This is a genomic window from Pseudomonas sp. HD57-3 (genome assembly GCF_056113135.1).
On record NZ_CM148568.1, the window covers coordinates 3,910,141 to 3,934,355 of the forward strand.

At 61.3% G+C, this 24,215-nt stretch carries 21 protein-coding genes; 8 read left to right on the top strand and 13 right to left on the bottom strand.

Features of this window, described 5'->3' with window-relative positions; all coding sequences use genetic code 11:
• Positions 1–133: 133 nt before the first annotated feature.
• Positions 134–1,156 (bottom strand): protease SohB, encoded by a 1,023-nt coding sequence (gene sohB / locus AC0R79_RS17455; protein ID WP_127798331.1) that lies wholly within the window; start codon positions 1,154–1,156, stop codon positions 134–136.
• A 207-nt stretch (positions 1,157–1,363) separates the two neighbouring features.
• Between sohB and AC0R79_RS17460 the strand changes: the two genes are divergently transcribed.
• Both AC0R79_RS17460 and AC0R79_RS17465 read left to right on the top strand, forming a co-directional pair.
• Complete coding sequence (locus AC0R79_RS17460; protein WP_127798332.1) at positions 1,364–2,074, top strand: histidine phosphatase family protein; 711 nt, start codon at positions 1,364–1,366, stop codon at positions 2,072–2,074.
• Between the two features lie 48 nt (positions 2,075–2,122).
• Positions 2,123–2,440, top strand: a complete 318-nt coding sequence (locus AC0R79_RS17465; RefSeq protein WP_127798333.1) for an SCP2 sterol-binding domain-containing protein — start codon at positions 2,123–2,125, stop codon at positions 2,438–2,440.
• A gap of 52 nt (positions 2,441–2,492) precedes the next feature.
• Here AC0R79_RS17465 and AC0R79_RS17470 read toward each other — a convergent pair whose 3' ends face one another.
• From AC0R79_RS17470 to AC0R79_RS17515, 10 genes are all read right to left on the bottom strand, one after another.
• Complete coding sequence (locus tag AC0R79_RS17470; RefSeq protein WP_127798334.1) at positions 2,493–4,076, bottom strand: ABC transporter ATP-binding protein; 1,584 nt, start codon at positions 4,074–4,076, stop codon at positions 2,493–2,495.
• A 1-nt stretch (position 4,077) separates the two neighbouring features.
• Complete coding sequence (locus AC0R79_RS17475; RefSeq protein WP_474730880.1) at positions 4,078–5,100, bottom strand: ABC transporter permease; 1,023 nt, start codon at positions 5,098–5,100, stop codon at positions 4,078–4,080.
• Positions 5,100–6,164 (bottom strand): microcin C ABC transporter permease YejB, encoded by a 1,065-nt coding sequence (locus AC0R79_RS17480; protein ID WP_039768842.1) that lies wholly within the window; start codon positions 6,162–6,164, stop codon positions 5,100–5,102. Before AC0R79_RS17480 ends, AC0R79_RS17475 begins: the two co-directional genes overlap by 1 nt.
• Entirely contained in the window at positions 6,151–8,001 is a 1,851-nt protein-coding gene (locus tag AC0R79_RS17485; protein WP_474730883.1) for an extracellular solute-binding protein, read from the bottom strand. The genes AC0R79_RS17480 and AC0R79_RS17485 overlap by 14 nt, the downstream gene beginning before the upstream one ends.
• Positions 8,002–8,115: 114 nt before the next feature.
• Positions 8,116–10,770 (bottom strand): TonB-dependent receptor, encoded by a 2,655-nt coding sequence (locus AC0R79_RS17490; RefSeq protein WP_474730884.1) that lies wholly within the window; start codon positions 10,768–10,770, stop codon positions 8,116–8,118.
• Between the two features lie 117 nt (positions 10,771–10,887).
• A complete protein-coding gene (locus AC0R79_RS17495; protein ID WP_474730886.1) occupies positions 10,888–11,391 on the bottom strand; it encodes an RES family NAD+ phosphorylase in 504 nt (167 codons plus the stop codon).
• A complete protein-coding gene (locus AC0R79_RS17500) occupies positions 11,388–11,879 on the bottom strand; it encodes an antitoxin Xre/MbcA/ParS toxin-binding domain-containing protein (protein ID WP_474735131.1) in 492 nt (163 codons plus the stop codon). Before AC0R79_RS17500 ends, AC0R79_RS17495 begins: the two co-directional genes overlap by 4 nt.
• 254 nt (positions 11,880–12,133) lie before the next feature.
• A complete protein-coding gene (locus AC0R79_RS17505; protein WP_474730888.1) occupies positions 12,134–15,058 on the bottom strand; it encodes a TonB-dependent receptor domain-containing protein in 2,925 nt (974 codons plus the stop codon).
• 91 nt (positions 15,059–15,149) lie between these two features.
• Positions 15,150–16,097, bottom strand: a complete 948-nt coding sequence (locus tag AC0R79_RS17510) for a FecR domain-containing protein (protein ID WP_375747265.1) — start codon at positions 16,095–16,097, stop codon at positions 15,150–15,152.
• Positions 16,094–16,600: a sigma-70 family RNA polymerase sigma factor gene (locus AC0R79_RS17515; RefSeq protein WP_127798342.1), complete on the bottom strand. Its 507-nt coding sequence runs from the start codon at positions 16,598–16,600 to the stop codon at positions 16,094–16,096. The genes AC0R79_RS17510 and AC0R79_RS17515 overlap by 4 nt, the downstream gene beginning before the upstream one ends.
• 298 nt (positions 16,601–16,898) lie before the next feature.
• Here AC0R79_RS17515 and AC0R79_RS17520 point away from each other — a divergent pair, with 298 nt between their 5' ends.
• From AC0R79_RS17520 to AC0R79_RS17535, 4 genes are all read left to right on the top strand, one after another.
• Positions 16,899–18,617 (top strand): hydrogenase maturation protein, encoded by a 1,719-nt coding sequence (locus AC0R79_RS17520; protein WP_474730890.1) that lies wholly within the window; start codon positions 16,899–16,901, stop codon positions 18,615–18,617.
• A 60-nt stretch (positions 18,618–18,677) separates the two neighbouring features.
• Positions 18,678–19,541, top strand: a complete 864-nt coding sequence (locus tag AC0R79_RS17525) for a LysR family transcriptional regulator (RefSeq protein ID WP_474730892.1) — start codon at positions 18,678–18,680, stop codon at positions 19,539–19,541.
• A gap of 109 nt (positions 19,542–19,650) precedes the next feature.
• Entirely contained in the window at positions 19,651–20,796 is a 1,146-nt protein-coding gene (locus tag AC0R79_RS17530; protein ID WP_474730895.1) for an SRPBCC family protein, read from the top strand.
• A 56-nt stretch (positions 20,797–20,852) separates the two neighbouring features.
• Positions 20,853–21,869, top strand: coding sequence for an SMP-30/gluconolactonase/LRE family protein (locus AC0R79_RS17535; RefSeq protein WP_474735133.1), 1,017 nt, complete (start codon positions 20,853–20,855; stop codon positions 21,867–21,869).
• A gap of 15 nt (positions 21,870–21,884) precedes the next feature.
• Here AC0R79_RS17535 and AC0R79_RS17540 read toward each other — a convergent pair whose 3' ends face one another.
• Together AC0R79_RS17540 and AC0R79_RS17545 are read right to left on the bottom strand one after the other, a co-directional pair.
• Positions 21,885–22,055 carry a hypothetical protein gene (locus AC0R79_RS17540; protein ID WP_007959467.1) on the bottom strand — a complete coding sequence of 57 codons (171 nt, stop codon included), beginning with the start codon at positions 22,053–22,055 and terminating at the stop codon, positions 21,885–21,887.
• A gap of 109 nt (positions 22,056–22,164) precedes the next feature.
• Positions 22,165–22,407: an HP1242/YdcH family protein gene (locus AC0R79_RS17545; RefSeq protein WP_007959466.1), complete on the bottom strand. Its 243-nt coding sequence runs from the start codon at positions 22,405–22,407 to the stop codon at positions 22,165–22,167.
• 205 nt (positions 22,408–22,612) lie between these two features.
• Here AC0R79_RS17545 and AC0R79_RS17550 point away from each other — a divergent pair, with 205 nt between their 5' ends.
• Entirely contained in the window at positions 22,613–23,134 is a 522-nt protein-coding gene (locus AC0R79_RS17550; protein ID WP_221534878.1) for a DUF4142 domain-containing protein, read from the top strand.
• A 229-nt stretch (positions 23,135–23,363) separates the two neighbouring features.
• On the top strand, positions 23,364–24,215 hold the full coding sequence (locus AC0R79_RS17555) for an STAS domain-containing protein (RefSeq protein WP_085603203.1): 852 nt from the start codon (positions 23,364–23,366) through the stop codon (positions 24,213–24,215).

The following is a 24,215-nucleotide window of genomic DNA, read 5'->3' on the forward strand; positions in this document are numbered from 1 at the left end:
AGCGCGATTAGTTGATGAATCAACCGGTAAAACAACAACAATATGCAACTATAAAATAACTATATACCGCACCTTCTTCCGCTGAAAATGCAGCACGCCCGCGAGCCTGATTGCTCACGGGCGTGTGAAGCCTTTACCAGAAGCGTTGCTGAGTCAGCCGGCTCCACCAGCTCAGCAACACGCGATCAAGCGAGCCGCTGGCCGCCATGCCGATACGCTCCTGCAGGCTTTTGCGTTCGGCGTAGTGCAGGTGATAGACCTCGGACTGCTTGGCACGCTCGGCCAGGTATTCATCGCTGGTCTTGAGCTCGTCGACCAGTTGCTTGTCCAGCGCCGCGATGCCGAGCCAGACTTCACCGGTGGCGACCTCGTCGATCGCCAGTTGCGGGCGATAACGGGCGACGAAGTTCTTGAACAGCTGGTGAGTGATGTCCAGGTCTTCCTGGAACTTCTCCCGGCCCTTCTCGGTGTTTTCGCCGAACACGGTCAGGGTTCGTTTGTACTCGCCGGCGGTCAGGACTTCGAAATCGATGTCGTGCTTTTTCAGCAGGCGGTTGACGTTGGGCAACTGCGCCACCACACCGATGGAGCCAAGGATGGCGAACGGCGCACTGATGATCTTCTCGCCGATGCACGCCATCATGTAGCCGCCGCTGGCCGCGACCTTGTCGATGCACACGGTCAACGGCACACCGGCTTCACGAACGCGCGCCAGTTGCGACGAGGCCAGGCCGTAGCTGTGCACCATGCCGCCGCCGCTTTCCAGACGCAGGACCACTTCGTCCTTCGGCGTGGCCAGGGTCAGCAGCGCGGTGATCTCGTGGCGCAGGCTTTCGGTGGCGGAAGCCTTGATGTCGCCGTCGAAGTCCAGCACGAACACCCGAGGCTTGGCGTCGGGCTTCTTCTTCTGTTTCTTCTCGGATTTGGCCTGGCCCTTGCGCAAGGCCTTGAGCTGATCCTTGTCGAGCAGGGTCTGCTCCAGCCGCTCACGCAGGCCTTTATAGAAATCGTTGAGCTTGCTGACCTGCAACTGGCCCGCGGATTTGCGCCGGCCCTTGCTGCGCAACGCAGCAAAACTCGCCAGCACCACCAGAATGGCGATGACCAGCGTCACGGTCTTGGCCAGGAAACTGGCGTATTCAGTGAAAAACTCCACAGTGACTCCTTCAAACGATGCGCGGTCGTGAAACACACGCGGGAATTGGCTCCAGCATACCCATGCACCGGCCCGTCGGCCAGCCGTGAAACCTCTGGCAACAAGGCTGGAACGGGCATTTCAAACAAGCGTATGTTTTTTCATTGACAGCTCACCGTCATCCCCATAACCTCGCCACAACCTTCAACGTACCGGGATGACGCGGACGTGGGCAGCATCTACTTGATTCGACATGGCCAGGCCTCCTTTGGTGCAGACGACTATGACGTCCTGTCGCCGACCGGTGTACGCCAGGCAGAAATCCTCGGCCGTCACCTCGCCGAACTCGGAATCAGCTTCGACCGCTGCCTGTCGGGCGACCTGCGCCGTCAGCAACACACGGCCAACAGCGCGCTGGAACAGTTCGCCGCCGTCGGTTTGCCGGTTCCGGCTCTGGAAATCGATTCGGCCTTCAACGAATTCGATGCCGACGCCGTGATCCGCGCCCTGCTCCCGGCCATGTTGCCGGAAGAGCCCGAAGCCCTGGAAATCCTGCGCAACGCCGCGCAAAACCGTGGCGAGTTCCAGCGCATCTTCGCCCTGATCATCGAACGCTGGCTCGCCGGCACCTATGACACACCAGGTCTGGAAAGCTGGCTGGGTTTCGTCGAACGGGTAAAGGCCGGGCTGCAGCGGATTCTCGAACAGGCCGACAACACCCAGAAAATCGCGGTGTTCACCTCCGGTGGCACCATCACCGCCCTGCTCCACCTCATTACTCAAATGCCTGCCCGGCAGGCCTTTGAACTGAACTGGCAAATCGTCAACACCTCGCTCAACCAGCTGAAGTTCCGCGGTCGCGAGGTGGCTCTGGCTTCCTTCAACAGTCATGCACATTTGCAACTGCTGAAGGCCCCGGAACTCATCACGTTTCGCTGAGTCCGGATTACTGTGACCCTGCTGCAATCAACCAAAAAGGATCGAACCATGACCTCCGTAGCTGATGCCGTAAAAGCAATGCAAGCCAAGTTCAACCCAGCCGCCGCTGCCGGTCTGGATCTGGTCTTCGGTTTCAACATCACTGACGAAAACAAGCAATACGCCCTGATCGTCAAAGACGGCACCTGCGACATCCAGGAAGGCGAAAACCCGGACGCCAACTGCACGCTGGTGCTGGACAGCGAAACCCTGAAAGGTATCGTCAGCGGCGAAACCGACGGCATGCAGGCTTTCATGGGCGGCAAGCTGCGCGTTGAAGGCGACATGATGCTGTCGATGAAACTGTCCGAGCTGTTCCCGGCTTAAGACCGCAGCCAGTCTGCAAACAAATCCCGCCCCTGTGGCGGGATTTGTCGTTTCAGGCGTTTACACCGGCAAACGACGCCGCCAGCAGCTCCCGCGTATACGGGTGCCGGGCCGAATGGAACAACCCGGCCGTTTCACCACGCTCCACCACCTCTCCATCCTTCATCACGATCAGATCGTGGGCCAGCGCCCGCACCACCGCCAGGTCATGACTGATGAACAGATAAGTCAGCCCGTGTTCCTCCTGCAACCGGCGCAATAGCGCGACGATCTGTTTCTGCACCGTGCGATCCAGCGCCGAGGTCGGCTCATCGAGCAGAATCAGATCCGGCTTCAAGACCAGCGCCCGAGCGATGGCGATGCGTTGCCGTTGCCCGCCGGAAAACTCGTGGGGATAGCGATGACGCGTCGCCGGGTCGAGTCCGACTTCCTTCAAAACATCGATCACGGCCTGTTCGCGCGCCTGCGCATTCAAGTCACTGTGCACCTGCAAACCCTCGGCAATGATCTGCTCCACGCACAAGCGCGGGCTGAGGCTGCCGAACGGATCCTGAAACACCACTTGCAGGCGTTTGCGCAGCGGACGCAATTGCTTGCCGCTCAGTTGCTCAAGCGCCTCACCCTTGAAGCGGATGCTGCCGTCGGCGTCGATCAGGCGCAGGATCGCCTGACCCAACGTGGATTTACCCGATCCCGACTCACCGACAATGCCCAGAGTCTTTCCCCGTTGCAGGTTCAGATCGATGCCATTGACCGCGTGCAGATACGACTTCGCCCGCAGCCATCCGCCGCCCAGCGGAAAACGCACATTCAGATCGCGAACTTCGAGCAAATCCTCCGCCGCATCACGACACAGCGCCGCACCGCCGGGTTCAGCGTTGAGCAATTCGATGCTGTAGGGATGCTGCGGCGCGCGGAACAATTGCTCGCAGCTCGCCTGCTCAACGATTTCGCCTGCGCGCATCACCGCCACTCGCTGGGCGATGGTGCGCACCAGATTCAGGTCGTGACTGATGATCAGCAGCGCCATGCCAAGCCGTTGTTGCAGTTCCTTGAGCAGCAACAGAATCTTGCGTTGCACCGTGACGTCGAGGGCCGTGGTCGGCTCATCGGCGATCAGCAACTGCGGTTCGCATGCCAGCGCCATGGCGATCATCACCCGTTGCCGCTGCCCGCCGGAGAGCTGATGCGGATACGCCTTCAGCCGCTCGCGCGGACGCTGAATGCCGACCAGTTCCAGCAACTCCAGAATCCGCTTGCGCGCCGCCGCGCCCGCCAGGCCTTTGTGCAGCGCCAGGCTTTCGCCGAGTTGCCGCTCGATGCTGTGCAACGGGTTGAGCGAGCTCATAGGCTCCTGAAAAATCATCGCGATGCGGTTGCCGCGCAGTTGCCGCAGATAGCGCTCGTGCACACCCAGCAACTCTTCGCCGCCGTAACGGATGCTGCCGTCGATCTGCGTGATGTTCGGGTCCAGCAGTTGCAGAATGCTGTGGGCCGTCACCGACTTGCCGGAACCCGATTCGCCCACCAGCGCCAGGCATTCCCCCGGACAAATGTCGAGGTCGATGCCGTGCACCACTTCCTGCCCTTTGAACGCCACCCGCAGGTCGCGTATTTCGATCAGATGTTCGCGCATATCAAGTCCTGGGGTCGAAGGCATCTCGGCAGGCTTCGCCGATGAATACGAGTAGAGAAAGAATCAGCGCCAGGGCAAAAAATGCCGTCAGGCCCAACCACGGTGCTTGCAGATTGTTCTTGCCCTGACCGATCAACTCGCCCAGCGAAGCGCTGCCGGCGGGCATGCCGAAGCCGAGAAAATCCAGCGCCGACAACGTCGCAATCGCTCCGGTCAGAATGAACGGCAGGTACGTCAGCGTCGCACTCATGGTATTGGGCAGAATGTGCCGCACGATCACCTGCGCATCGCCGACACCCAGCGCCCGCGCCGCTTTCACGTACTCGAGCCCCCGGCTGCGCAGGAACTCGGCGCGCACCACGTCCACCAGACTCAGCCAGGAAAACAGCGCCATGATCCCCAGCAACCACCAGAAATTCGGCTCGACGAAGCCCGACAAAATGATCAGCAGGTAAAGCACCGGCAGCCCCGACCAGACCTCCAGCAGACGCTGCCCGAGCAAGTCGACCCAGCCGCCGTAATAGCCCTGCAAGGCACCGGCGGCGATACCGATCAACGCGCTCACCGCCGTCAATGCCAACGCAAACAACAGCGAGACCCGCGTGCCGAATATCACCCGCGCCAGCACATCCCGCGCCTGATCGTCGGTGCCCAGCCAGTTTTCAGCGGTGGGCGGGCTCGGGGCCGGTTCGGTGAGGTCGTAGTTGGCCGTGTCGTAGCCGAACGGGATCGGCGCAAACCACATCCGTCCGCCCTGCCCCTCGATCAGTTCACGTACCTGGGCACTGCGGTAGTCGGGCTGGAACGGCAGCTCACCGCCGAAATCCTGCTCGGTGTAGCGCTTGAACGCCGGGAAATACCATTCGCCCTGATATGTCACCAGCAGCGGTTTGTCATTGGCGACCAGTTCGCCGCCCAGGCTCAGGCCGAACAGCGCGAGAAACAGCCACAACGACCACCAGCCGCGCCGATGGGCCTTGAACTGCGCCCAACGGCGCTGTCCGATGGGAGAAAGCGTCGGCATCAGGCAGTCCTCGCGGTGAAGTCGATGCGCGGATCGACCAGCGTGTAGCACAGGTCGCCCAGCAGTTTTATCAAGAGCCCGAACAGGGTGAAGATGAACAGCGAACCGAACACCACCGGGTAATCCCGCGACACCGCCGCTTCGTAGCTCAGGCGGCCGAGACCGTCGAGGGAGAAGATCACTTCGATCAACAATGAGCCGCCGAAAAACACCGTGACCAACGCCTGAGGCAATCCGGCCACCACCAGCAGCATCGCGTTGCGAAACACATGCCCGTACAACACCTGTCGTTCACTCAGGCCCTTGGCCCGGGCCGTAACCACGTACAGCCGCGAGATCTCGTTGAGAAAGCTGTTCTTCGTCAAAATCGTCAGCGTCGCGAAACCGCCGATCACCAGCGCACTGACCGGCAACACCAGATGCCAGAAGTAATCGGCGACCTTGCCCCACAGCGACAGCTCGGCGAAGTTGTCCGAGACCAGCCCGCGCACCGGAAACCAGTCCAGCGCCGTACCGCCGGCGAACACCACGATCAGCAGCAACGCAAACAGAAACCCCGGCATCGCATAGCCGATGATGATCGCCGCGCTGCTCCAGACATCGAACGCCGAGCCGTTGTGCACGGCCTTGCGAATGCCCAGCGGAATCGATACCAGATAAGTGATCAGCGTCGCCCACAATCCCAGCGACAAGGTCACCGGCAGCTTCTGCCAGATCAGTTCGGTCACCGTCGCACCCCGGAAGAAACTCTTGCCGAAGTCCAGTTGCGCGTAGCTCTTGAGCATCAGCCACAAACGCTCGCCGGCACTTTTGTCGAAGCCGTACTGGCGTTCGATTTCGGCCACCAGTTTCGGGTCCAGGCCACGGGTCGCACGGGACTCGCCGCCAATGCTTTCAACATGACTGGCACCCACCGCCGCACCGACACCAATCCCCTGCAATCGGGCGATGGCCTGTTCGACCGGGCCACCGGGCGCGGCCTGCACGATCACAAAGTTCACCAGCAGAATCGCCAATAAGGTCGGCACAATCAGCAGCAGACGCCGCAGGCTATAACCCCACATGGGCGTACTCCTTTTGCTGGTGCTGCATTTGCGTCGAGGTCAGCGCGGTCGGGCTGATCTCCCACCAGGTGTCGAGGCCGGCGTCGTACAGCGGCGCAATCGCCGGGCGGCCGAAGCGGTTCCACCAGACCGTGGAAATCCCCGGCGGGTAGTAGTTGGGAATCCAGTAATAGCCCCACTGCAACACACGATCCAGCGCATGGGCGTGGCGCAGAAGACTCTCGCGATTGTCGGCCCGCACCACGCCTTCAAGCAGCGCATCCACCGCCGGATCGCGCAGCACCATGTAGTTGTTGGAGCCGGGATCGTCGGCGCCGTCAGAGCCGAAATAGTTGAACAGCTCGCGCCCCGGCGCCTGACTCACCGGGTAACCGACCACGATCATGTCGTAGTCGCGGCTGCGCACCCGGTTGGTGTATTGCGCGGTGTCGACCTGACGAATATCGAAACCGATGCCGATCTGCGCCAGGTTGCGCTTGAACGGCAGCAGCAAACGCTCGAAGCCCTTTTGGCCGTTGAGGAAGGTGAATTGCAACGGCTCGCCGGCGCCATTCACCAGTTGATCGCCCCGAGGTTTCCAACCAGCAGCCTCCAGCAATTTCAGCGCCTGCAACTGCTGCGCACGAATGTTGCCGCTGCCGTCGGTGCGCGGCGCTTCGAATACCTGACTGAAGACTTCATCGGGAATCTTGCCGCGCCACGGTTCGAGGATTTTCAGTTCTTCGGCATCCGGCAGTTCGGTGGCCGACAACGCACTGTGGGAAAAGAAGCTGCGCTGGCGCAGGTACATGCTGCGCATCATCTGCCGGTTGCTCCACTCGAAATCCCAGAGCATGGCAATCGCCTGCCGCACCCGACGATCCTGAAAAACCGGCTTCTGCAAGTTGAACGCAAACCCCTGGGCACCTTGCGCGGCCCCGGGTGCAAGATGTTCGCGCAGCAACTTGCCCTGCTCCAGCGCCGCCCCGGCATAACCGATGGTGTAACTGGTGGCGGAGAACTCGCGGTTGTAATCGAAGCCGCCGGCCTTGAGCACTTGTCGCGACACGTCGGTGTCGGCAAAGAACTCCACGCTCAACTGATCGAAGTTGTAGAGCCCGCGATTGATCGGCAGATCCCTGGCCCACCAGTCCTTGATCCGCTGGAATTTCACGCTGCGCCCGGCGTCCACCGCGCTGACCTTGTACGGCCCGCTGCCCGGTGGAATCTCGAAGCCTGCGCCATCGGCGAAATTGCGTGTACGCCACCAATGCTCAGGCAACACCGGCAACGTCGCCAGATCCAGCGGCAAGGTACGGCTCTCGTTGTTCTTGAACACGAAACGCACCTGGATCGGCGACTCGACCTGCACCTCGGCGACATCGCGAAACTGCTGGCGATACTTGAGGCTGCCCTGAGTGGTGAACAGCTCGAAGGTGTAGCGCACGTCTTCGGCGGTGATCGGCGTGCCGTCCTCGAACCGAGCCTTGGGGTTGAGGTAAAAGCGCAGCCAGCGCCGATCCGCGTCCAGCTCCATCCGTTGCGCGACCAGACCGTAGACGCTGTAAGGCTCGTCCTTGCTGCGATAGGCCAGCGGCGCATAGAGCCAGCCGTCGATGTCGGCAACGCCGGTGCCTTTGTCGATGTAAGGAATCAGGTGATCGAATGGGCCGCTCTCCAGCGAAGAACGGCGCAAGGTTCCACCCTTGGGCGCGTCGGGGTTGGCGTAAGCCAGGTGCTGGAAGTCCGGAGCGTATTTCGGGGCTTCGCCGTAGACCGTGAGGGCGTGTTGGGGCGCTGCGAACAGCGCTGGGCTCAGCAACAGACCGACGCTGAACAGAATGACTCTGGAAAACATGGGCAGATCCTTTCACCACGTGCCTGCCTGACTGTGATGTGCAACAGGCCGGGCCTTTTTATAGGGCGGGGTTTAGAACGATGTGTTACTAAAACCCGCCCTGACCGATCATTCTCAGAACTTGTAATTGACCCGCGTGTACAACGTGCGGCCAAACGGGTCGCCGTATTTCGGGTCGTAGCCGCTCTGGAACGTGTAGGTCTGGTTACTGAACGGCGGCTCACGGTCGAACAGGTTTTTCACCCCGAGGGTCACCGCCAGGGTCTTGCGCCAGGTGTAGGTGCCGGCCACGTCCCAGACGTTGTACGAACCGACGTAGTCGTGAGTCTCGCGATCCGAGTCGTGGTAACCGCTGGTGTAGCGGTTGGTCAGGCTTGCGCCGAGCGGGCCGTAGTTCCAGCTGCCGGTCAGGCTGTGACGCCAACGGGCCACGGCACCGGCCGAGGCAAAGTCGCCGCCGCGAAAATCGCCGAGCTTGTCGATGTAGTCGCCCTTGAGCTGCTGTTGATAGTCGTAGCGGGTGACGTAAGTGCCTTGCAGGCCGATGCCGAAATCGCCGTACGGTGTGCTCGGCAGGCGATAGTCGAAGCTCACGTCGACGCCGTTGGTCTTGATCTTGCCGAGGTTGGCCAGGCCAGTGACGATGTGATCGATGGAGCCATCAGGCTTGCGGATCAAACGCTCCGGGTACAGCTCCGGGTTCTCGAACACCGCCGATTCGGGGAATTCGGCGATCTGATTGGCGATGTCGATCCACCAGAAATCCAGCCCGGTGGTCAGGCGATCGAATGGCTGATAAACGAAACCGAGGGTGACGTTGCGCGCAGTCTCCGGGCTCAAGTCCTGGTTACCGCCGGTCCGGTTATAGAACTGCTGAGCGCAGTCTCGGTTGGCAATCCCGCCATTGCTCGGATTGCCACCGGCACACAGTCGCGGGTCGTTGTAGTTGGCCACGGTGAACGAGGTGAAGTTCGGGTTGTACAACTCGTACAGCGATGGCGCGCGGAAGCCTTCACTGTAGGCGCCACGCACCACCAGTTCCTTGAACGGCTGGAAGCGGAACGAGTATTTCGGGTTGGTGGTGCTGCCGAAATCGCTGTATTTGTCGTGGCGCACGGCGGCGGACAATTCAAGGCTGTCGAGCACCGGCACGTTGACTTCGGCGTACTGCGCCGAGACGCTACGATCCCCTTGCACACTGCCGTTGGGATCGACACCCAGGCTCTGCACGTCGCCGGCAAACGCAGCAAAATCCTGGTGGAAGTCTTCCTTGCGATATTCACCGCCCAATGCAAACGCCGAAGGCCCTGCACCAAACCAGTCGCCGATCTCGCGACTGATACGCCCGTCAATCGCCTTGACCCGGCCCACCGCCGTCGAGTAATCGCCGTCCACTCCGTTGGCTGCCAACAAGGCCGAACCGGCAGCGGTCTGCGGACCAAACGGGTTGATCACACCGTCGGCGATGCCCTGGCTGACGGCGCGGTCGTTCACATAACCGCTGCGAATCGTGTTGACCACTTTGTTCTGGTTGTACGACGCGCCGAGGTTGTAATCCCACCCTACCAGCGTGCCGTCGAAGCTCAACAACAGGCGCTGACCTGTGTTGTCGTCCTCATGCTGACGGGCACCGACGGCGGTTTCACGCCAGTTCACGTCCACCGGTTGCGTCGGGTCCAGAGCAAAACCGCTTGGGCCAGGCGTGATGCCATTACCGGGATAGAACGCCGTGCCAGGATTAACCTGATTGCCCATCAAAGTGCCGGGGCCGATCTGCGTCCGGTTTTCGTTGCGCGCCCAGAAGTATTCAAGGCTGACGTTGTGATCGTCCGACAGCTTGCCGGTGGCTTTGGCGAAGGCCGAGGTCTTTTCGGTTTCCGGCACCAGATCGAGGTAGTTCCACAGGCTCTGGCGGCAGATGCCGTTGCGTGACAGCAGCCCAGGCGCATTGCACCCGGAACCGGCCAACGGGTTGGTGGCGTTGCTGCCCTGGCTCCAGTTGGCGGGCGACGCCGTGCCGGAGGTGTAATCCAGACCGCGCCCCGGCTGGTAGTTATAGGTGTAACCACGATCGTCGGCGGCGAGGCGATTCTGCTTGTCGTAGCTCACCACGCCGAAAACGTTGAAGCGATCATCCTGCAAATCACCAAAACCCCAACTGCCGCTGAAGTTGCGGCTTTCACCGCCACCGGAATGGGTCGGCGTATCGTAGTTGGTGCTGATCTGGCCTTCGGTGAGGCTGGTCTTGGTGATGAAGTTGATCACCCCGCCGATGGCATCGGTGCCGTACAGCGCCGAGGCACCATCGCGCAGCACCTCCACCCGGTCGATAGCGGCGAACGGGATGGTGTTGAGATCGACGCCGGAGCCGTTGATCGCATTGGTCGCGTTGTTGCTCAGACGCCGACCGTTGAGCAGCACCAGGGTCTTGTTCGGGCCAATGCCACGCAAGTCGGCGTAAGACGCCCCACCGCTGCTCGAACCCACCGAGCGCCCGGAGCCCACCGAAGACTGGTTGGCCGAGATGCGGTTGACCAGCTCTTCAGTGGTGGTCACGCCCTGCTTCTGCAACTCCTCCACCCGCAGGATGGTGACCGGCACGGCGGTTTCGGCATCGACCCGACGAATCGCGGTGCCGGTGACTTCGACCCGTTGCAACTGGGTGGTCGGTTCTGTAGCACGGCTGTCGGCAGCAATCGCCGGCAACGTGTTGATCGCCAGCAGCAAGGCCAGGCTCAAAGGGGATTTAACGGGTGAAAAATGGATCATGAACAGCCATCCCTGCGTTTTGGTTTATGCAGGGATGTGCGATGGCGGATGTTGATTTATAGGGCGCGATTTAGACCGTTGGGTGCTGAGGTTATGCAAAACCGGCAAGTCGACTCATCAGGTCAAAACCGTTTCTTTGAGCAACCGGGTATCCAGCCCAAACCGTTCTTGGGAGACCATCCTGAATTGCCCCTCCGCCAGATCGCAGCTCACCAGCAAATTCCACGAATGCCGGGTTGCCGCCGACGGAATCAGCACAAACGGATGCTCCGCCAGTAAAGCGTCGGCGAACAATCGCTGATTGGGTGACGGCCGTGCAGGGCTCAACCAGTAAGGGTTCGGCACTTCTTCGGGCTGCACGATTTTCACCTTCGCGTCGCTGATGACCTCAAAACATGTCAATACATAAGGCTCGCGGTCCAAGGCATCAAAACTGTGGTTGACTGCCACCTCCAGAATGGCCGAGGACGGATCGACTGACGCGTAGACGACGCGTCGTCCGGGCCTATTCCATCGGCCGCCATTCAGCTTTGAACCAATCCCCTTGTCCCAGGTACCGCCATAAACCTCGCGATCCAGCCGCCACGCATACCAATGCTCGTCCCACGGCAAGGGGTTCATGGGTAAACCCCGTAGATAAGCTGCTGCAAATACTGCTCGACCATCTGAAAACCCAATGGATGCAGGGTCAATTCCAGCGGCACATGACCGTAAAAATAGATAGAGGGTTTCTGCAGCCAGTCCTCCGCCCGTGGTTGCCCCCCGAAGGCCCGAATGGCCAACTCCAGCACCAATGCATATTGGTAGGCGATGACACTCTGCCGCGGGTCAAGCCGTACCGGTTTTCCTTCCTTCAGCAGCCTCCGTACCGTTCTGACCGACTTGCCAGTGATGAGTTTGACCACGTCGCCTTGCTGGTAAAGCTCGGAGGTTGAAAGCATGTCGACGACGTCGTTCAGCTCGAAACCCTCATCGGTAAGGCGAACAATCAGCAGGGCGTCATCACCGATGCTCCGGCCATGCACGAGCAATTCGACAGGCTTGCCCTCGACTTTCTTCAAGCCCGCCAACCGGGGTAGTTTTGCGCTGGGCAAGGCGACATCCTCCATGGGGCACCTGGCACGATCATCGCGCCACTGATGGCGAGCGGAATAAGCAGGCGTTTCGTATTCGAGGTGGGCAGTTCGCATGATCAATCCATTATCAGAGGCCTGAGGGATCAGGCCGTTCACGACTTCAATGTCATCGCCGATGCTATAGATCACGCTTCCGACGGCCAACCTTAAAAAGTCGTCGGAAATATCCCCGTTTTCGCCCAAAGCCCGGCAACGTCCGTAGGACGCTGCCGGGCGTCATTCCGCCCTCAACTGCCGAAGTGATAACTCACATCCAGCCACCACTGGCGCCCGTACGGGTCGTAGTTGCCGGTCGGGTAATACGGCCATCCCGCCGAGTCGTCATGCTTGACCTGATTGAGCACGTTGTTCACGGTCAGCCCGACACTCGCCCGGTCGCTGAGCTTGTACCGTGCACTGGCGTTGAACACCGTCCACGGCGACAGACGCCCGTCGCCCGCGCCGTTGGTGACCGAGCCGTAGCGAATTCCCATGAGCGTTGCCGTGGCCTTCTGATAATCCCAGGTCAGGCTGGCGTTGACCTTGCTGCGCCAGTCGTAATTGGTGCGCGAGGTGCGCCAGTCCTGGGTCGGGGCTTCGTCCGATTCCTTGTAGTAATGCGAGAGCACCAGGGTGTAGCCCAGCGCCGAACTGAACGCGCCGTACTGCCCGGCGCCCCAGCGGATGTTGCTCTTGAAGTCCAGGCCGCTGACTCGCTCGCTGGCGGCGTTGATCGCGTTCACCCGCACCCGCTGCAACTGATTGGGATCGACGGCGGCATTGCCGGGATTGCGATCGACGCGTGCCAGGGTCGACTGGCAGTTGGCCGAGTTGATGTCCTGGGTGCCATTGCGGCATTCGTTCTCTTGCTGCAGCAGACGGTTTTCGTCGACGGTGGTCAGCAGGTCATCGATCTCCACTCGCCAGAAGTCAGTGGAAAAATCGAAGTTGCGCGAAGGCGACCAGACGAAACCGTAGGTCCAGGATTTGCCGCGTTCGGATTCCAGATCCGCCGTGCCGCTCTGGGTGTAATCGACCCGCCCGCGATCACAGGCGCCCTCCACGCCCTGGCTGCAACCGTAATAGTCGATCTGCGCCGGGTAGTAACCGTTGCTGTCGGACTGATAGATGTAGTTCAGATCCGGTGCGCGGAAACTGGTGCCGTAGCTGCCGCGCACCAGCAAGCTGTTCACCGGCCGCCATTCCAGGCCGAGGTTGTAGGTTTTCTGTTGCTCGGTGCGGCCGCTGAATTTGTATTGGTCCCAACGCCCTGCGGCTGTCGCCAGTACCGTGTCGGTGACTGGAATGCTGAACTCGCCACCGGCCGCATAACGCCTGCGCGAACCGCCGGAGCTTTGCGCCGGGGTTACGCCGTAGAAACTGCCGTCGTTGAGGCTGTCATCCGGGTCGATGCGGTATTCCTGCTTGCCCGCCTCGAGCACGCCGGCGAATCCCACCGGGCCGGCCGGCAGGTCAAACAAATCGCCGTTGACCGACGCGTTGTAACTCGTGGATACCGACTTGCTGCTCTGGGTCAGGTTGCCGCGAAACTGCTCCCATTCCTGCGGCGTCAATGGCCGGTCGAGGCGCGAGGCATCCGGCGAGAACACCGGGTAACCGCCACGGGTGCCCAGTTGCGGGCCGAGGTAGAAATCCTGGATCGACGACAGCGGCGTGTAACGCGTGGTGCGCACGCTTTTATATTCAGACCGGTTGGCCGCCAGTTCATAGTTCCACCCGGTGTCGGCGATCTTGTCCGATAGGCCCAGGGTGCCGGTCCATGAGGTGTCGCGCCATTTACTGTTGTTGCTGGTGCGTCCGCCGATTTCCTCTTCACCGAAGCGCCGGTACCAGCGCTCCAGATTGCCGCTGTTCTGGTTGATGAAATCCGGCGAGGTGAAGCTCGGGCCGCGCGTGTTGTTCTGGATGTGATCGAGGCCGTACATCAAGTCGGCGAAGACCTGGCCGCTGTCGCTGAAATGCCAGGTGCCACGGGTGTAGCCGTCGTAGTTTTCCTTTTGCGTCTGTACCGTCCAGTAATCGTTGTACATCTGGTCGGTGCGGCAACGTCCGCCGCTGTTGAACAGCTTGTTGTCGAACGTGCCCTGATAGGCGCCACAGCCGGGCCCCAGATAGCGGTTGTTGGTCAGGTCGCGACGGTAGCCGACATCCGCCAGCGGCCCGCTCTGCATGAAGCCACGATCATCGGCCCAGATCGGGTCGCGGTTGGTCAGTTCAAGTCCGAACAAACCGTCAAAGTCGCCCCAACTGCCGCCGCCACTGATCTGCAAGCGCTGGTTGTCACCGCCGCCGCGCTCGCTGGTGCCGCCCTTGAGGTTGACGTCGACGCCATTCATTTTGTCCTTGAGGATGATGTTCACCACCCCGGCAATCGCATCCGAACCGTAGATCGCCGAGGCGCCGCTGCTGAGCACTTCGATGCGGTCGATGATCGCCGACGGAATGTTCGCAAGGTTGGTGAAGTTGACCTTGCCGTCGTACGGCGTCGGGTAATCGGCGACCCGCCGGCCGTTGATCAGCACCAGCGTGTGGTTGGGGCCGAGGCCGCGCAGGTTGAGGGCGCTGGCCGCCGGTTGCCAGGTGTTGCCGTAGTCTTCGCCCTGGGTCATGCCGGTGTTCTGGGTTTGCGTGGCGAGGGCGTCGTAGACGTTCTTGTAGCCGCGCGCTTCCATTTCTTCGTGGGTGATGACGTTGACCGGGGTCGCACCATCGCTCTGCGCGCGGGCGATGCGCGAGCCGGTCACGGTGACTTTTTCCATGCGGTAATCGGCAGTGCTGGCGGGTACCACGGCAGCGGCCTTGACCGGCGCGGCACTCGGCGCATCGGCCGGGCGAATGCTCAGGCCCTGGCTGCCCTGCTCGACTTGCAGACCGCTGCCGATCAGGGCTTTCTCTACCGCCTGACGACCACCCAATGCGCCGCGCACCGCACTGCTGCGCTTGCCCTGAACCAGATTCTGACTGAAGGAAATCGGCACGCCGGTCTGGCGCGAGATGTCCAGCAGCACCTCGTCGAGGGCCCCGGCGGCAATGTCGAAGGTAAAGACCTGAGTGGCGGCGTCTTGCGCCAGAACGGTGGTCGGGACAATGCCCGCCGCCAGCACGATGGCCAGCGTCAGGCGGGACAATTGTTGTTGTTTGAATGAGAACATCGAGGGGCTTCCCTGTTGAAGGCGTCTGCAGGGAATGAGCAGCGGGCCGGCGCTTTTTATAGGGGGACGGATAGACCGGGAAGTTATGGATTTATAACCGTGCTTCGACGCTCACCCAGTAGGGGTTGTGCCAGGTGACACGGATCGGCAGCGAACGCTCCAGCAGTTGCAGGGTGCGGTCGCTGTCGTCCAGCGGATAGAGACCGCTGAGGCGCAAACCGGCAACCTCCGGACTCAGATGCAGGATGCCGCGGCGGTAGCTGCGCAGGTTGTCGATGACTTCGCTCAAGGGCCGATCACGCACTTCAAGTCGCCCTTGCACCCAGGCACTTTCCTGCCCTTTGCTGCGTTCCAGCGCGAGGAATTCCTGCCTGTTGAACAGCAGACTTTCGCCCGCCTCCACCACTTGCCGTGCGCCGCTGGCGGTGACCACTTCGACCTGCGAATGCAGCATCACCAGCCGCGTCGAATCCTCACCGCGCTGCACCAGGAATTTGGTCCCGAGCGCACGCATCCGCCCATGCTCGGTTTCGACCACAAACGGCCGGGCCAGATTTTTCGCCACATCGATCAGCAGTTCACCGCTGCGCAAGTCCAGCAAACGTTCGAGATTGTTGAAGCGCGGCACCACGCGGCTGCGGGCATTGAGGGTCAGGGCGCTTCCATCCTCCAGCGTGAATTCCCGACGCTCGCCGGTACCGGTCGACAACTCGCCAGCCTCGGGCAACCAGCCATAACGTCGACCGAGCAAACCGGCCAGCACCGCGATACCGAGCACACTCAAACTGCCACTGAGGAATCGACGCCGACTGGATGGTGCATTCAGGCTGTGCAGCACACTCTCTCGCGGCAATCCGCGCAGGTTCGAATGGCGTAGCAGGTTCAGCCCGCCGCCCATTTGCTCGATGATCTGCTGATGCCGTGGATCCGCCGTGCGCCAGGCATCGAAGGCGGCGCGCTCCTGCAAGCTGACATGCCCCGATTGCAGCAGCGCCATCCATTGCGCGGCTTCGTCGATCAGCGTTTCGTCCGGCCTCATGCCTGCATCGCCAGATAGCAACGTTTGAACGCCTCGACCATGTATTGCTGCACGCGGCTGGTGGACACGCCGAGGCGTTCGCCGATTTCGCTGTAGGTCAGGCCGTCGAGCTGGTGATAGAGAAACGCAGCCTTGGCCTTGGCCGACAATCCATTGAGCAAGCGATCCACCGCCAGCAACGTTTCGATCACCAATTCCCGTTCCTCGGGTGACGGGTGCACCGGCTCCGGCGCCAGGGCAAGGCTTTGCAGATAGGCGCGTTCCAGATCCTGCCGGCGCCAGCCTTCATAGACCAGCCGCCGGGCAATCGTGGTCAGCAGCGCGCGGGGTTCGCGAATCGCCAGCGGATCGGGCAATGCCAACACCCGAAGAAACGTTTCCGAAGCAATGTCCTGTGCGCTGTGCGGGCAGCCGAGGGTACGGCTGACCGCTGCACACAACCATCGGTAGTCCTTTTGGAACATTTGCCCGATGACCTGGTAATGCGGGTTGTGACTCCCCATGCCTTACTCCCTGAAAACGGGCTCCACCCGCTGCGAAAATCCATGGATACGCCGGGATCTTCCGGCGGTGATCAGGGGTGCGACTGTGCAATAGCGCCTGAGACATTTGAAGTAATAAAAAATCAGGATCATCAAACCTTTGAGAATAAGGCACGTCGTCGCCACGGCAACATTGGCTGACACAACGTTGATCTCGATCAGTGGCGCCGGCCACGCCAGTCTCTAACCTTGCGCCTCCATCGATAGCCACGGACGGCTCACCGGGAGCCTGCGGCTGACCTTTCAAGGAAGAGCAATCATGCGATCACTCAACATCATTCTTTTGTCGTCGGCGTTCAACGGCCTGACTCAGCGCGCATGGCTGGACCTGCGTCAGGCCGGGCATTCACCCAGCGTGGTGCTGTTCACCGACGAAACCGCCGTGTGCGAGCAAATCGAAAACAGCGGCGCCGACCTGGTGATCTGCCCGTTCCTCAAGGATCGTGTTCCCCACGCGCTGTGGAGCAATCCGCAGCGCCCGGTCGTCATCATTCACCCCGGCATCGTCGGCGATCGCGGTGCCAGTGCGCTGGACTGGGCGATCATGCGCGAGCTGCCGTCCTGGGGCGTGACCGCCCTGCAAGCGGTGGAAGAAATGGACGCCGGCCCGGTCTGGGCCACCTGCGAATTCAACTTGCCGACGGGCCTGCGTAAATCCGAGCTGTACAACGGCCGGGTCAGCGACGCGGCGATCCGTTGCATCCGTGAAGTGGTGGAGAAATTCATCGACGGCTTCGAGCCGATCGCGCTGGATTACAACGATCCGAAAGTACGCGGACGCTTGCAGCCGAACATGAAGCAGGACGACCGCACCTTCAGCTGGCACGACTGCTCGCGCTTCATCAAACGCTGCATCGACGCGGCGGACGGTCAGCCCGGCGTACTCGCCAGCCTCGCTGGCGGGCAGTATTACGTGTACGACGCGCACCTCGATCAGCGCACCGGCATGCCCGGCGAGATTCTCGCGGTGCATGACGACGCGGTGTTGGTGGCGACCGGTGATCACAGCCTGTGGATCGGCTCGCTGCGGCGCAAACCGCAACCGGGCGAAGAAACCTTCAAACGTCCGGCGCGGCATGTGCTGGCCGGGCAGTTGTCTGGCGTGCCGGTGCTGGACTGGTCGATTGCCAACGCGCCGTTCAACGACGAGACGTATCAGCCGATCCGGTATCGCGAGTCCGGACAGGTCGGCGAGCTGACGCTGGAGTTCTACAACGGCGCCATGAGCACCGAGCAATGCCGGCGCATGGTCGAGGCCCTGCGCTGGGCCAAATCCCGCGACACTCAGGTGCTGTTGATCAAGGGCGGACGCGGCAGCTTTTCCAACGGCGTACACCTGAACGTGATTCAGGCTGCCGAAGATCCGGGCGCCGAAGCCTGGGCCAATATCCAGGCCATCGATGATGTGTGCGAAGAATTGCTCAGCGCACGGCAACTGGTGGTCAGCGGCGTTACCGGCAATGCCGGGGCCGGTGGCGTGATGCTCGCTCTGGCGGCTGACATCGTGTTTGCCCGCGCCGATATCGTGCTCAATCCGCACTACAAGAGCATGGGGCTGTACGGCTCGGAATACTGGACTTACAGCCTGCCCCGCGCCGTCGGCCCGGCCATGGCGGAACAATTGACCCAGGCCTGCCTGCCGGTCAGCGCGGCGCAGGCGCTGCAATTGGGCATGGTCCAGGAAATCGGCCCGCGCTGCCCGGACGAGTTCTCGCTGTGGCTGCTGCAACGGGCCAACAGTGTGCTGAGTGATCCGACTTATGTGGCGGTACGGGAGCGCAAGCTGCGGGTCGATCATGTGTTGATTCGTCAGTGCCGCGAGGCGGAGTTGCAGGAGATGCAGGAAGACATGCTGTACAACCGCAATCAGTTTGCCGAGAAGTGCCGCAACTTCGTCTACAAGCGCAAGACCTGCTGCACGCCGGCGCGGTTGGTGGAGGATTGGGCTCGGGTGCGTGAAGTCGAAGTGGCTGACTGAACAATGACGCGGTCCCGGGGCTGCCCGTACAATGCGGGCACCTCAACCACCGGCCCGCCCATGGACATCGACCTCGCCCGCACCTTTCTGGAAATCGTCCGCCACGGCAGCCTCGCCGCGGCGGCTGAAAAGCTGTTCGTCACGCAAACGGCAATCACCGCCCGCGTCCAGAAACTCGAAAGCCAGTTGGGCAGCACGCTGTTCGTGCGCAACCGTGCCGGTGCGCGGCTGACCGCCAATGGCGAGGCTTTCGTGGTCTACGCCAATCAGCTGGTGCAGACCTGGGAAGCGGCGCGCCGCGACCTGCCCTTGCCCGAGGGTTATCACAACGTGCTGCACATCGGCGGCGAGGTCAGTCTGTGCAACCCGCTGATGCTCAGTTGGGCCGCTGAGCTGCGGGAGAAAATCCCCAGCCACGCTTTGCGCATGGACATCCGCGACGGCGAAAACCTGCTGCGCCAGCTCGAACTAGGCGTACTCGATGCCGCGCTGGTCTATCAACCGGAATACTGGCCAGGACTGCAGGTCGAGCAGGTGCTGGAGGAGAAACTGATTCTGGTGACCACGCCCGGCCGCCCTGCCCCCTACGTGTACATCGACTGGGGCCCGGACTTCCGCCGCCAGCACGACGCAGCCCTGCCGGAAAAAGCCAAGGCTGCGCTGAGCTTCAACCTCGGCCCGCTGGCCCTGCAATACATCCTCGAGAACGGCGGCAGCGGCTATTTCCGGACCCGGGTCGTGCGCACTTATCTGGAAAGCGGCGCGCTGGAGCCGGTGACCAAAGCCCCGGAATTCGGCTATCCGACCTACCTCGTCTACTCCCGCGACCGTGACTCGGCGATCCTGCAACAGGCGTTCGACCTGCTGCGCGAGGTGATCAGGGCCGATGACGACTGGTCGCAGCGCTGGAACCCGTTGAGCTGACGGCCGCTATACACCGGAGCATGGCACTTGTGACCTGAAGGTTGCCCCTGCACAAACGGCGGGATCGGCTACTCTGCCGGGATAACGACAATATCCGCAGGTGACCGCAGTGAGGCAGACCACCGAGGCATTTCGCAGCCGCTACCGCGCGGCGATCCATCCCCGCTACAACCCGTGGCTGCACGGCGCGTTCGTGCTGCTGTTCGGCGTGCTGGCCATCGGCGCGTTCTGGAGCAGCGTGCATCAGGTGCAGGCGCTGGAATGGCTGACCGTGCCGCTGACCCTGCTGTTCTTCAATTTCGGCGTGTACATGGTGCACCGCCACCTCGGCCATCATAAAAAGAGCTTCGCGCGGATGTTTTACGCCCGGCATGCCGGCGACCATCACAGCTTCTTCACCCCCGGCCACATGACCTACGACGGCGCCCGCGACTGGCGGGTGATTCTGTTTCCGGCCTGGCTGATCGTGCTGCACACGCTGGCGATCACCCTGCCCCTGTGGTGGCTGTTCGCGCAGGTCAACAGCAACGTCGCCGGGCTGTTCGGCGGCTGCATGGTGTTCGGTTACCTGACCTATGAAGTGTTTCACGCCTGCGAGCATCTGCCGCCGCAGAACCCGCTGACCCGCCTGCCGTGGATCCGCCAGATGCGCCGTCTGCACGAGTTGCATCACCGTCGCGAGCGCATGCAGGAACGCAATTTCAATATCGTTTTTCCGCTGATGGACTACCTGTTCGGCACCCTTTACTGGGAGCCGGAAACCGCCCCTCTGACCGATTCGAGAACGCCCATGACCCGCATGCAGCACACAGTCGACATCGCCGGTGATCCGATCGCCGTCCTCGCCTACGCCGCCACCGTCAGTCGCTGGCCGGAGTGGCATCCGTCATCGCTGAAGATCGACGGCCCGAGCGGTGCGTTGCATGCCGGTGCGCGATTCGACGAGGACATCCACGCCGGCGGCCGCGAGGGGCATTTGCGCTGGGAGGTCACCGAATACCTGCCCGGTCGGCGCTGGTGCGCGCGGGCCCAGGGTGATCAGGGTCTTTCGTTGCTGCTGACCTATGAATGCTCCGCGCAAAACGATGCCACGCGGTTCGTGCGCACCCTCGATTACCAGTTCGAAGGCATCGGCCTGCGCATTGCCAACCACCTGCTGCTCAAGCGGCGCATCGATCGCGAATCGGCGGCTTCGATGCTGGCCCTGCGTGACATGGCGACCCGGCACCTGGCACTCGCGGGAGCCCACGTGTGAGATGGCGTTATCTGGTGTTGCTGCTGATTATCGGGGTTCTGGCCTTTCTGCTGTTGATGCCGACCAAGGTCAAGCCCGTGGCCTGGACGCCGCAACCGGCGCCCTCGCTGACCGAAGGCCAATTCGCTGACAATCAGCGACTCAAGGGCGCGGCGCAAGTCGGCCCGAGCGACATCGAAGGCCCGGAAGCGCTGCTGCTGGAAAACGACTTTCTGATCACCGGGCTGCACGACGGACGCCTGCTGCGCACCAGCCTCGACGGCCAGCAGCGCAAGGTGCTGGCGGATACCGGCGGCCGGCCGCTGGGGCTGGCGCGGCATCCCAACGGTTTGCTGGTGATCGCCGACGGGGTCAAGGGTTTGCTGTCCCTCGACGCGCAGGGTCGGCTGGTGGCACTGACCACCGAAGCCAATGGCTTGCCGTTCGGTTTTACCGATGACGTGGCCATCGACAAGTCCGGGCATTACGCCTACTTCAGCGATGCCTCGAGTCGCTGGGGTTACGGTCACGATGGCGAAGCGATCATCGAGCACGGCGGCGACGGACGCCTGCTGCGTTATGACTTCCAGACCGGCAAGACCGTCGTGCTGCTCGACAAACTGGAATTCGCCAACGGTGTGACCCTCGGCCCGGAAGACGCCTATGTGCTGGTCAACGAAACCGGCGCCTATCGCATCAGCCGCTATTGGCTGACCGGGCCCAAGGCCGGCACCCACGACCTGTTCATCGATAACCTGCCGGGGCTACCGGACAACCTCGCCTTCAATGGACGGGATCGCTTCTGGGTTGCGCTGTACACGCCACGCAATCCGCTGCTGGATCGCACCGCTGAACAGCCGTTCGTACGCAAGATGATCGTCCGGGCCATGACCGTGCTGCCCAAACCGGTGGAGAAACGCGGGTTCGTGCTGGGGCTGGATCTGGACGGCAAAGTGATCGCCAATCTGCAGGATGCCAGCGCCGGCAATTACTCGCCGATCACCACGGTGCGCGAGTATGGCGAGTGGTTGTATTTCGGCTCGCTGAAGGCGACGCACATGGCGCGATTGCCTCTCGAGGCAGCCTTGAAGTGAGGCGATGGCAGCCGGTCAGTTACTGGACCGATCGAACTTGTCCGGATCCTCATCCTCCGGCACTTCCTCGCTCTTGCGTTCCTCTTCAGGATTACGGACGGTGTGCGCCGGGCTATTGGGCTCGGGATGCGTGGGAACCGGGTCGAATGCGCCCTGCTCTTCACTAGGAAATTTTGGATCTTTCATAAGGCACCTCGCTGAGAGTCGCTATGTGAAGACTCTTAACATTCGAGGTGCCGTTCGGGGCTGTCGTTCCAGTCGTTTCACCACCGAGGGCCGGTGGCGCGACTGACGGTCAGGTTCGGGCCTGCAACTGCTCGACGATCTTGTCCTTGACCTGCAGGCGTTTCTCTTTGAGTTTCTTCAGGGTGTCGTCGCTGGGTGCATCCGAGGTCGCCGTCTCGGCCTTGACGACTTCGGCGTCCGCCTGGGAATACTTGTTGATCAGTGCATCCAGATGTGGATCCGCGGTGCGTCGTTGCTGGATCTCTTCCTTCGTAAGTTTCAAGTCCTGTAACAAATCATGAGTCACCGGCATGGAACACCTCCGTCAGTTGATCGGCAGCCAACGCGACCGATTGCGCTGGCCAGGTATCAGAATGGCCTCGGTTGGCAGGTTCTGTCGACCATCTGTCAGACCAGCGGTGCCCGTTCGTCGCCCTTTCGCGAATGCGATAAAACCTTTGATCGACCAATTCCCTCCATTGAATAACGCTCACAAAAACCTGCGTGGAGAAACACCAATGGACGGATTCAAACTGCGTCATCTTTTTCTGGCCGTTGCGTTGAGCACCGGCATGGGCTCGGCCTTTGCCGCCACCGACAATGACTTCGTCGACAACGCTGCGGCCGGCGGCATTGCCGAGATCGAGACCAGCCGCCTGGCGCTGGAGAAGAGCCAGTCGGCCGACATCAAGGCCTTTGCCAACATGATGATCACCGACCACGGCAAGGCCAACGATGAACTGGCTACCATCGCCAAGGCTCACGACATCGAGGTGCCGGACACCACGACCCTGGTCAAACAAGCCAAAGAAAAAATACTCGAAGTCCGCGATGAGTCCTTCGATGCGGCGTACGCCAACAATCAGGTCAAGGCCCACGAAGAAACCATTGAACTGTTCAAGAAACAAGCCAATACCGTGACCGACGACAAAGTCAAAGGCGCCACTGAACTCAAAGCCTTTGCCCAGAAAATGTTGCCGGGGCTGGAAAAACACTTGGCTGCCGCCAAGGAATTGCAGGCCAAGCACCCGAGCAAGTAACCGCAACACAACTCAAGAGGCCGCCTCCATTGGACGCGGCCTCTTTGCATTGCACGCGAAAGATCAGCATTCCCGGCCACGCCGACTAGAGTTACCGGTGCGTTCCTTGCGGTAGATCAAAAATATCCTCGCGGGGACAAACAACTATTTCGAACGGCCAGGGTCATTCACTTCGCGCCGGTCATTTTCCGAAGAACCGGCCCCCAATTCGCAATGGAGCAACAGGCACATGGCAGCACTGCAGAACAGCACACTCGATGCGATGAAAAACAAACAGGCACAACTGCTGGGCGAATGGATCAACGGACTGCAAACCAGCGGTGCTACCCGCAACCTCAAAGAACACGACATACAGCAACAGACCGGCGAATTCCTGCAACTGGTGGTCAGTGGCCTGGAAAACGACAGCGGCACCAACATCACCGCGCAGGGCTGGGAAGGCATGCGCCAGTTCCTCGAAAAACTGTCTCAAAGTCGTGCCCAGCTCGGTCAGGATTCGCAACAGACCGCCAGCTTCATATTCTCGCTCAAGGGCCCGTTGTTCGCCCTGCTGCAAAACCATTATCAGGACCAGCCCGCCCTGCTCGCCGAACAGCTTTGGGAAATCTCCGAGCTGTTCGATGCCTTCGGTCTGTACACCATCCGTACCTTCCAGAAATCCCGTGAAGCGGTGATCAAGCGCCAGCAGGAAGAACTGCTGGAACTGTCGACCCCGGTGGTCAAGCTGTGGGACGGCGTCCTCGCGCTGCCGATGATCGGCACCCTCGACTCGCAACGCACCCAGGTCGTGATGGAATCGCTGCTTCAACGCATCGTCGACACCGGTTCGGAAATCGCCATCATCGACATCACCGGCGTGCCGACCGTCGACACCCTGGTGGCCCAGCACCTGCTGAAAACCGTGACCGCGATCCGCCTGATGGGCGCCGACTGCATCATCAGCGGCGTGCGTCCGCAGATTGCCCAGACCATCGTCCACCTGGGCCTCGACCTGCAAGGCGTGGTGACCAAAGCCAATCTGGCTGATGCGTTGAAACTGGCGCTGACCCGCCTGGGCATCACCCTCGCCAAGACGGTTTAA

What these genes read in the sequence shown, in the direction of transcription:
- AC0R79_RS17465 (WP_127798333.1), top strand. Translation starts at nt 2,123, where the DNA reads ATGACCTCCGTAGCTGATGCCGTAAAAGCAATGCAAGCCAAGTTCAAC.
- AC0R79_RS17470 (WP_127798334.1), bottom strand. Translation starts at nt 4,076, where the DNA reads ATGCGCGAACATCTGATCGAAATACGCGACCTGCGGGTGGCGTTCAAA.
- AC0R79_RS17475 (WP_474730880.1), bottom strand. Translation starts at nt 5,100, where the DNA reads ATGCCGACGCTTTCTCCCATCGGACAGCGCCGTTGGGCGCAGTTCAAG.
- AC0R79_RS17480 (WP_039768842.1), bottom strand. Translation starts at nt 6,164, where the DNA reads ATGTGGGGTTATAGCCTGCGGCGTCTGCTGCTGATTGTGCCGACCTTA.
- AC0R79_RS17485 (WP_474730883.1), bottom strand. Translation starts at nt 8,001, where the DNA reads ATGTTTTCCAGAGTCATTCTGTTCAGCGTCGGTCTGTTGCTGAGCCCA.
- AC0R79_RS17490 (WP_474730884.1), bottom strand. Translation starts at nt 10,770, where the DNA reads ATGATCCATTTTTCACCCGTTAAATCCCCTTTGAGCCTGGCCTTGCTG.
- AC0R79_RS17495 (WP_474730886.1), bottom strand. Translation starts at nt 11,391, where the DNA reads ATGAACCCCTTGCCGTGGGACGAGCATTGGTATGCGTGGCGGCTGGAT.
- AC0R79_RS17500 (WP_474735131.1), bottom strand. Translation starts at nt 11,879, where the DNA reads ATGGAGGATGTCGCCTTGCCCAGCGCAAAACTACCCCGGTTGGCGGGC.
- AC0R79_RS17505 (WP_474730888.1), bottom strand. Translation starts at nt 15,058, where the DNA reads ATGTTCTCATTCAAACAACAACAATTGTCCCGCCTGACGCTGGCCATC.
- AC0R79_RS17510 (WP_375747265.1), bottom strand. Translation starts at nt 16,097, where the DNA reads ATGAGGCCGGACGAAACGCTGATCGACGAAGCCGCGCAATGGATGGCG.
- AC0R79_RS17515 (WP_127798342.1), bottom strand. Translation starts at nt 16,600, where the DNA reads ATGGGGAGTCACAACCCGCATTACCAGGTCATCGGGCAAATGTTCCAA.
- AC0R79_RS17520 (WP_474730890.1), top strand. Translation starts at nt 16,899, where the DNA reads ATGCGATCACTCAACATCATTCTTTTGTCGTCGGCGTTCAACGGCCTG.
- AC0R79_RS17525 (WP_474730892.1), top strand. Translation starts at nt 18,678, where the DNA reads ATGGACATCGACCTCGCCCGCACCTTTCTGGAAATCGTCCGCCACGGC.
- AC0R79_RS17535 (WP_474735133.1), top strand. Translation starts at nt 20,853, where the DNA reads ATGCCGACCAAGGTCAAGCCCGTGGCCTGGACGCCGCAACCGGCGCCC.
- AC0R79_RS17540 (WP_007959467.1), bottom strand. Translation starts at nt 22,055, where the DNA reads ATGAAAGATCCAAAATTTCCTAGTGAAGAGCAGGGCGCATTCGACCCG.
- AC0R79_RS17545 (WP_007959466.1), bottom strand. Translation starts at nt 22,407, where the DNA reads ATGCCGGTGACTCATGATTTGTTACAGGACTTGAAACTTACGAAGGAA.
- AC0R79_RS17550 (WP_221534878.1), top strand. Translation starts at nt 22,613, where the DNA reads ATGGACGGATTCAAACTGCGTCATCTTTTTCTGGCCGTTGCGTTGAGC.
- AC0R79_RS17555 (WP_085603203.1), top strand. Translation starts at nt 23,364, where the DNA reads ATGGCAGCACTGCAGAACAGCACACTCGATGCGATGAAAAACAAACAG.